Origin of the sequence: Anabaena sp. AL09, assembly GCF_001672255.1 — a bacterium.
GTDB classification, from domain to species: Bacteria; Cyanobacteriota; Cyanobacteriia; order Cyanobacteriales; family Nostocaceae; genus Dolichospermum; species Dolichospermum lemmermannii.
Window position 1 is genome coordinate 14,806 of sequence record NZ_LJOQ01000017.1, and the last position, 7,015, is coordinate 21,820.

At 39.7% G+C, this 7,015-nt stretch carries 12 protein-coding genes, 1 tRNA gene and 1 pseudogene; 9 read left to right on the plus strand and 5 right to left on the minus strand.

Translation table 11 applies throughout. From position 1 onward, the window contains the following. Positions 1 to 91 precede the first annotated feature (91 nt). Together AN490_RS03060 and AN490_RS03065 are read left to right on the plus strand one after the other, a co-directional pair. Positions 92 to 229, plus strand: a pseudogene (locus tag AN490_RS03060) (DNA-binding protein); the annotation flags it as partial. Positions 230 to 249: 20 nt separating this feature from the next. Next, the gene (locus AN490_RS03065) at positions 250 to 459 is read left to right on the plus strand and encodes a hypothetical protein (protein WP_299999830.1); all 210 of its coding nucleotides are present in this window, start codon (positions 250 to 252) and stop codon (positions 457 to 459) included. On the opposite strand, the gene AN490_RS03070 is transcribed toward AN490_RS03065, so the two are convergent. Then, positions 440 to 727: a hypothetical protein gene (locus tag AN490_RS03070; RefSeq protein ID WP_299999832.1), complete on the minus strand. Its 288-nt coding sequence runs from the start codon at positions 725 to 727 to the stop codon at positions 440 to 442. The two genes, AN490_RS03065 and AN490_RS03070, sit on opposite strands and share 20 nt — an antisense overlap. 21 nt (positions 728 to 748) lie before the next feature. On the opposite strand from AN490_RS03070, the gene AN490_RS03075 reads away from it, so the two are divergent. From AN490_RS03075 to AN490_RS03100, 6 genes are all read left to right on the plus strand, one after another. Further along, positions 749 to 967: a hypothetical protein gene (locus AN490_RS03075; protein WP_148764004.1), complete on the plus strand. Its 219-nt coding sequence runs from the start codon at positions 749 to 751 to the stop codon at positions 965 to 967. Next, on the plus strand, positions 964 to 1,233 hold the full coding sequence (locus AN490_RS03080; RefSeq protein WP_299999835.1) for a hypothetical protein: 270 nt from the start codon (positions 964 to 966) through the stop codon (positions 1,231 to 1,233). The genes AN490_RS03075 and AN490_RS03080 overlap by 4 nt, the downstream gene beginning before the upstream one ends. A gap of 235 nt (positions 1,234 to 1,468) precedes the next feature. Further along, positions 1,469 to 1,672 (plus strand): type II toxin-antitoxin system HicB family antitoxin, encoded by a 204-nt coding sequence (locus AN490_RS03085; RefSeq protein WP_299999838.1) that lies wholly within the window; start codon positions 1,469 to 1,471, stop codon positions 1,670 to 1,672. Next, positions 1,669 to 1,863 carry a type II toxin-antitoxin system HicA family toxin gene (locus AN490_RS03090; protein ID WP_299999840.1) on the plus strand — a complete coding sequence of 65 codons (195 nt, stop codon included), beginning with the start codon at positions 1,669 to 1,671 and terminating at the stop codon, positions 1,861 to 1,863. Before AN490_RS03085 ends, AN490_RS03090 begins: the two co-directional genes overlap by 4 nt. Positions 1,864 to 2,217: 354 nt before the next feature. Continuing rightward, on the plus strand, positions 2,218 to 3,087 hold the full coding sequence (locus AN490_RS03095; RefSeq protein ID WP_299999842.1) for an aldose epimerase: 870 nt from the start codon (positions 2,218 to 2,220) through the stop codon (positions 3,085 to 3,087). A 62-nt stretch (positions 3,088 to 3,149) separates the two neighbouring features. After that, a tRNA-Lys gene (locus AN490_RS03100) sits at positions 3,150 to 3,221 on the plus strand. Positions 3,222 to 3,389: 168 nt separating this feature from the next. Here the strand turns inward: AN490_RS03100 and AN490_RS03105 are convergent. Together AN490_RS03105 and AN490_RS03110 are read right to left on the minus strand one after the other, a co-directional pair. Further along, positions 3,390 to 3,632, minus strand: coding sequence for a YgiT-type zinc finger protein (locus tag AN490_RS03105; protein ID WP_148764016.1), 243 nt, complete (start codon positions 3,630 to 3,632; stop codon positions 3,390 to 3,392). A 4-nt stretch (positions 3,633 to 3,636) separates the two neighbouring features. Further along, on the minus strand, positions 3,637 to 3,954 hold the full coding sequence (locus AN490_RS03110; protein WP_148764018.1) for a DUF4258 domain-containing protein: 318 nt from the start codon (positions 3,952 to 3,954) through the stop codon (positions 3,637 to 3,639). A gap of 123 nt (positions 3,955 to 4,077) precedes the next feature. On the opposite strand from AN490_RS03110, the gene AN490_RS03115 reads away from it, so the two are divergent. After that, the gene (locus AN490_RS03115; RefSeq protein ID WP_299999846.1) at positions 4,078 to 4,497 is read left to right on the plus strand and encodes an AAA family ATPase; all 420 of its coding nucleotides are present in this window, start codon (positions 4,078 to 4,080) and stop codon (positions 4,495 to 4,497) included. A 341-nt stretch (positions 4,498 to 4,838) separates the two neighbouring features. Here AN490_RS03115 and rimM read toward each other — a convergent pair whose 3' ends face one another. Next, a complete protein-coding gene (rimM, locus tag AN490_RS03120; RefSeq protein WP_299999848.1) occupies positions 4,839 to 5,549 on the minus strand; it encodes a ribosome maturation factor RimM in 711 nt (236 codons plus the stop codon). A 5-nt stretch (positions 5,550 to 5,554) separates the two neighbouring features. After that, the gene (locus AN490_RS03125; protein ID WP_299999850.1) at positions 5,555 to 6,838 is read right to left on the minus strand and encodes a valine--pyruvate transaminase; all 1,284 of its coding nucleotides are present in this window, start codon (positions 6,836 to 6,838) and stop codon (positions 5,555 to 5,557) included. Positions 6,839 to 7,015: the final 177 nt, after the last annotated feature.

Here is a 7,015-nt window from a genome sequence, read left to right on the forward strand (position 1 = left end):
GTAGTTGCCTTGAGCGTCTAGGAGGATAATTGACTATCCTTTTTAAGCAAGTCTTAAAGAATCTGCGTGTCTTTAGACCGCAGAGTGTCAAGGAATGGATTATCTGCTGACATGGAATTGTAAGCATATTGCCAATGCTCAAATTCAGGGAAAATTGGCGGAGATCAGCATTGATTTTGGGTACGAATTGCCGATTCTTTGTACACCCTATGAACTTCTAGGAGGTTGATTATGTTTCATGATGAGATTGTGGAAGAGATCCACAGAATTCGTGAACAGTATTCTCGATCATTCAATCATGACTTGAAAGCTATCTTTGCTGATTTGCAAAAGCAACAAGCTGAAAGCGGTAGAGAAGTTGTGAGCTTATCACGAAAGCAAGATACAAGAACACGTTGGAGAGGACAGGGGCGACATCTTGGTGGTGATGCGCCCGATGTTATCCGCCACTCAACTTAGCCATTATATCGAAGCGCTCCGCAGGAATCGCTCGTAGGTTGGATTGAGCAAGTGCGATAGCGAAGCGCGACCTAGGAATCGCTTGTAGGTTGGATTGATAAAGTGCGATAGCGAAGCGCTCCGCAGGAATCGCTTGTAGGTTGGATTGACCAAGTGCGATCGCTTTTTGGGTGGTGTTAGGAAGTGCGATAGCGAAGCGCGACCTAGGAATCGCTATTTTATGCTTTGCGATCTTGATTAGATAAGCGATAATTGAGGTATGTGTCATGAAAGAAAAGTGGATTCCAATATGACTGAACGACTTGAACAGGTGATCGCCCGATTAAAAATCTTACCTACTGACAAGCAAGATGCGATCGCAACCCTAATTCTGGAAGAACTCGAAGATGATCAGCGATGGGATGATTCATTTGCTCATTCCCCAGATTTATTGGCGAAACTGTCAGCCGAAGCCATGGCAGAGTACCGAGCAGGTAAAACTCAAGAATTAGACCCAGAAACATTGTGAAATCTCGTACCACCACCCAGTTTCGTAAAATGTTTTCTGATCTCCCAGAGCCGATTCAAGGCCAGACTCGTAAAGCTTATAGGCAATTCAGGCAAGATTCAAACTACCCAAGCTTGCGATTTAAGAAAGTTCATCCAAAACTGCCCATTTATTCCGCACGCATCAATAAAGACTATCGAGCCGTCGGTCAATTAGAAGAAGATACTGTAATCTGGTTTTGGGTTGGTTCTCATGCAGAATACGATCAACTGCTTGATCAACTGTAGACTGACTTGTCAGTTCGCCTGTTGAGGTTAAGTGCGAGCGAGCGCTTGTAGGTTAAATTGATAAAGTGCGATAGCGAAGCGCGACCTAGGAATCGCTCGTAGGTTAAATTGATAAAGTGCGTTAGCGAAGCGCGACCTAGGAATCGCCTTTAAATAGCCGTTTTTGCTTCAATTTTGGTGATATACTTGTTGAAAACATATATAATGTCTAACCATGAATTTTAAATTAACTAAAGTGTTCAAGAAAGTCTCTGAAGGCTACATAGGTTTTGTCGAAGAACTGCCTGGAGCAAATACTCAGGGTGATACTCTTGATGAAGCAAGAGTTAATCTGGAGGAAGCTATTGAGTTGGTACTAGAAGCTAACCGCTTTTTAACAGAGGAACTACTTCAAGATCAGGACGTTATTCGTGAACCTATTTTTTTATCAGTTGCATGAAGCGTGTAGACTTAGTTCGTCATGTTGAAGCCAATAGTTGTGAGTTTTTAAGAGAAGGTGGTAGCCATACTATTTATGTCAATCGGGCTGCACAGAGATCAACGTCTATTCCACGCCATCGTGAGATTAACAACTTACTTGCTAGAAAGATATGTCGCGATTTACAAGTGCCAGATCCAAATATAACCTAACACTTCGTTCACAGGAATAGCGATCGCCAAATCAAGAAATTGATAGGCGGTCTATGTATAATAAAGCATTGGAGCGGAAAATATTGTGATATTTTGGTGTGATAGCGAACGCATTGCGTCCCGGAGGGAACTAGCGCGACCTAGGAATCGCTTGTAGGTTAGATTGATCAAGTGCGATTCGCTTGTAGGTTAGATTGATCAAGTGCGATCGCGAAACGCGACCTAGGAATCGTCGGTAGGAGAAACCTGAGATCCCATTCCTTTGACGCGCTTGAGTAACTCTGGCAAGCTGTTAATTGGAACTGACCACTGACCACTGACCACTGACAACTAACAACCTACTTAAATACAATCATGTTTACCATTGACATTCAACAAAGACAATACAAAACTTACATCCTGTCAGATAAAACCGCTGGTACACAAATAGAAGTTGTCCCAGAAAGAGGCGGTATCATCACTCGTTGGCTGGTGCAAGGTCAAGAAATATTTTACCTAGACGCTGAACGCTTTACCCATCCTGATTTGAGCGTCAGGGGCGGCAATCCAATTTTGTTTCCTCTTTGCGGTAATTTACCTGATAATACTTACAGCGTTGATGGAAAAGAGTATACCATTAAACAACACGGCTTTGCGCGGGAATTGCCTTGGACAGCAACAGCGCAAAATACTGAAGGTAAGGCTAGTCTAACTGTAGTTCTCAGCAGCAACGAGGAAACAAAGGCAGTTTATCCTTTTGATTTTCAATTGGCTTTTACCTACGAACTCCAAGGTAATACCTTAGTAGTGCGTCAGGAATATAAAAATCTGTCATCTACACCCATGCCATTTTCCGCTGGTTTCCACCCTTATTTTCTCTGTGGTGACAAAAATCAGCTAGAAGTGGAACTTCCTTCTGGAGAATATCAAGATAACAAAACTAAGGAAATCCACGCCTTTAACGGCAAATTTGACTTTAACCAAGATGAAATTGATTTTGCCTTTGGACAACTAACCAGCAAATCAGCCACAGTCACAGATAACAGCCGCAGGTTGAAGCTAACCCTCGATTACGATGATTTCTCTACCTGGTTGGTGTTTTGGACTGTTAAAGGCAAAGAATTCTACTGTCTAGAGCCTTGGAGTGCCACCCGCAATGCTTTCAACACTGGTGAAAACCTGACTGTGTTAGTTCCTGGAGCTAGTTGTACTGCTTCTTTTGGATTAACGGCAAATCTTTTTTGAAAACCCCTTGACAAAACCATGGCTGTTGATGGTATATTGATAAAGTTGGAAAAACAGCAAAAGGGTGGCTAACTCAACGGTAGAGTACTCGGCTTTTAACCGATTTGTTCCGGGTTCGAATCCCGGGCCACCCATTCTCAAGACTCAAGTATAATTGCCTGTGACAATTGCAAGATGTAAGATTATTCATAGACATCTGGTAACAAAGATCTTAGACAAGTGATTGAGATCAGCCTAAAAACTTATTAACATCTTCACAGTTATCAAACTTAGAATAAAATTCTTCAGCCTTCCTTGATTAATTAAACAGAAATGCGGAAGGATTGACCAATCACTTGAAAATCTTCTGTTTGTTGATTTCTAAGTTTGGCACGAATTTGAGTAAATTGGCTAACAACGTCTGGTTTATAGAGCTTTTCTCCACATTTTGAACAAACTTCTGCTTCTACATGGATAATGGCGGTGTTATTTCCTCCTTTTAGCATTTTTTCAATTTGCTTAGTTTCTAACTCACCTTGACAAGTGGGACATTTTTGGTTTTTCATGCTACTACTTCCTGATATACCAATTAATCCAGTGTTGAGGCTGGGAACTATCAACAGGGACTAAAATTGCAGTGCTGCTATTCTGATCATAGCCTCTAATTTTGTGAATAGGTTGACGGGCAATATTTTCTCGGTAGGTTAAATCAGGAGGATAGGGTTGATTATTGGGGTATTTTTCGATAATTTCGTTGTATATGAGGGAATGAAAGATTTTATTCCAGGGAAGTCTATTATTTTCTGCTTTTTCATTAGTAAGTAACCGAGATTTGGGGGATAGTTTACTGCAAAGTACGGATATGAGTGGTAAGATAAGGGGCGGCATGATTACAACTAATTCATTAAGGATAAAATATATTTCTGATGTCAGACTTTTGAGAGGAATAACAGCCTTGAGGAAGTTTGAGAATATGTTTTAGGATAGATATTTTCAGATGAGGAGAAATAGATGGAAGGTCAAAGATTTATTCACAAAATTAAATTACAAAACTTCCTTTCCTATGGAAGTGATGGGGAAGAAATAGAACTACAACCGCTAAATGTGTTAATTGGTCGTAATACTTCTGGCAAGTCTAATTTAATAGAAGCTATTAATATTTTAAAAGCAACACCAATAGATTTACCAGCCCCATTTCGGCAAGGAGGAGGTATTAAGGAATTTTTATGGAAAGGTAAGGGAAGTAATTCTATAGCTAATATAGAGATTATTTTAAATTATCCAGAAAGGCACGGAAAAAACTTACATTATAAATTGAGTCTAACAGAAGTAGGACAAAGGCTAGAATTAGTAGATGAATTTCTACAAAATAAAGAACGTTATGAAGGTCAAGAAGATAAATATTTGGGTCTTCGGGACTTGTTATGCTAAATTATTTTTTTAAATCCCAAGATCCTTGTTATATAAGGATTTTACATTAATTCATTGGTTATTTTGACAAATTTGGTATCAAAAACAATAAAATCCTTTATTTATATGGGTTATGGGGTAAATAAACTCATATTTGGCATAACAGGTACGGAAGAACCCAAATTATTGCTTTCTTGGAACGAAAATTTAGAAGGTAATTATAAATATATTTGGAGTATTTGTAGGTTGGGTTAAGCAACAGCGCAACCCAACAAAGTTTTGATTATCTTGTTTTTTATCTTGTTGTGTCCAACAAAATTTTGATTATGTTGGGTAACATACGTCAACCCAACCTACAACTGTTAATTATTAATTGACAATAAACCGGGGGGAGGAATAATTTCAACTCGACGATTTTCTAAATCAACAACAGGAACAATTTCCATCACAAAAGGAATTAAAACTGTTTTTTGTGCTTTATCAGTTGTCAATTCTTCGTTATTAGTGATAAAAGCAGGATCAAATTTAACTTCCAATAAATCATGACCAGAAGGTAAGATATCCACCACCGTTCCCACAAAGTCCCCAGATGATTGCATAAAGACCTGCAACCCTAGCAAATCTAACACATGAAATTCACCTTCATCCAATTCTGGGCGATCGCTCACAGGCACAAAAAACCGACAATCACGCATATTTTCAGCTTGATGGCGATCGCTCACTCCCTTCAATTTAATCACATAAAGATTCTTATTCTCAATATATCGCCCATTTAACAACTCCACAGGTTGCAGTTCCGTTTCCCCAGGACGTAACAACCAGCGTTTTCCCGGTTCTTCAAAGCGTTCAGGAAAATCAGTATTAGGATAAACCCGCAACTCCCCAGTTAAACCTTGGGGTGAGACAATTTTGCCAATTTCCAACCAATCATCGAGATTGGGAATTGGGAATTGGTGATTGGTAATTGGTGATTGGTGATTAGGAACAGGTACTTTTTGAGCTTTTCCCCCTGCACCCTGCACCCTGCTTCCTTCCTTCTTCTTCTTCGTGTTCTTCGCTTCTTCGTGGTTCATTTATCTTACACTCTCACAGCCGCAACTTGATAAACCCGTTCAGCAACTTTTGCTAAACGCTGCATACCAATAGTAATTTCCTGATCACTACCAGTTAAACTAATTCGCAGACATTGGTGTTTGTGTTCCCAGTCCTCCTTTAAACCAGGGAAGAAACTACTACCAGGGACAAGAATTACACCCACTTTCTTTAATTCCTGGTAGAATTCCCAATCAGTCATGGGTAAATCTTGCAACCACAACCAGCCAAAAATCGCCCCTTCACCACGATGTAAGAACCAGGGTATATTCTTAGGCATAGCTGCTTCTAGGGTACTTTCTAAGACATCAAACTTTTGCTGATAGAAAGGACGAATCACATTTTCCGCGATATTTGCTAATGTACCTGATTCTATCGCTCTAGCTGCGATCGCTTGACCATATCGAGAAGAATGAATTCCCACATTGGTTTGGAAACATTCCAAAACTTGAATCAGGTTTTCATCTCCAATGGCTACCCCAATCCGTTCTCCAGGCAAACCTGCTTTTGATAAACTCATACAGTGGAGAATATTTTCCCCAAATACCGGAGTCATTTCTGTAAAATTCAAAGCTGGGAAAGGTGGTGCATAAGCCGAATCAATCAATACAGGTACATGATGGGGTGCAGCTAAATCAGTGATTTTATTTACCTCATCATTAGTTAAAACATTACCAGTTGGATTACAGGGACGGGAAAAAATCACACAACCAGTATTTTCTGTAATCGCAAGTTGATTAAAATCAGGACGATATTTAAATCTATGTGCGGCTGTATCAATATCCAGAGTAGGTTTATAAGCAACCAAAGCTTCTGGGAACAAACAAACACCACCATAGCCAGTATAATCTGGACTTAACGGCAACACAATTTCTTTCAAATTGCCATCTTCAGTATAGCCACCAAAAGCATTAGCGGCGTAAAAATAGATAGTTTGACTACCCGCAGTAATTAAAATATTCCGCTCAGTTAAACTTAACCCATAACGCTGGTTAAAGTCCTTAACAATTGCCTCAATTAATGGTGAATAACCTTGACTTGAACCATAACGACAAACAACTTCACCATATTCAGAACTGGCTAATAAATCTGCCGTACAATCCCGCCATAACTGTTCTACCTCTGGTAAAATCAACGGATTGCCAGCACTCAAATTATATAATTCCTGTCCCTTACTAGCTCTGAGGGTTTCATTAATATCTTTCATAATCGCTCTTACGCCAGTTAAGTTGGACATTTGAGCGCCAATTTTAGTAAGGGCAGGTTTTATCATGTTTGTTACAGACTGAATTAATCGCAAAAGTGGTTAAACCATTGACACTCTGCGGTCTAAAGACACGCAGATTCTTTAAGATCTGCTTAAAAAGGATAGTCAATTATCCTCCTAGACGCTCAAGGCAACTACCAGTACGACAGGTATTGCAATTGCGCTTACTTTTGATTTTTT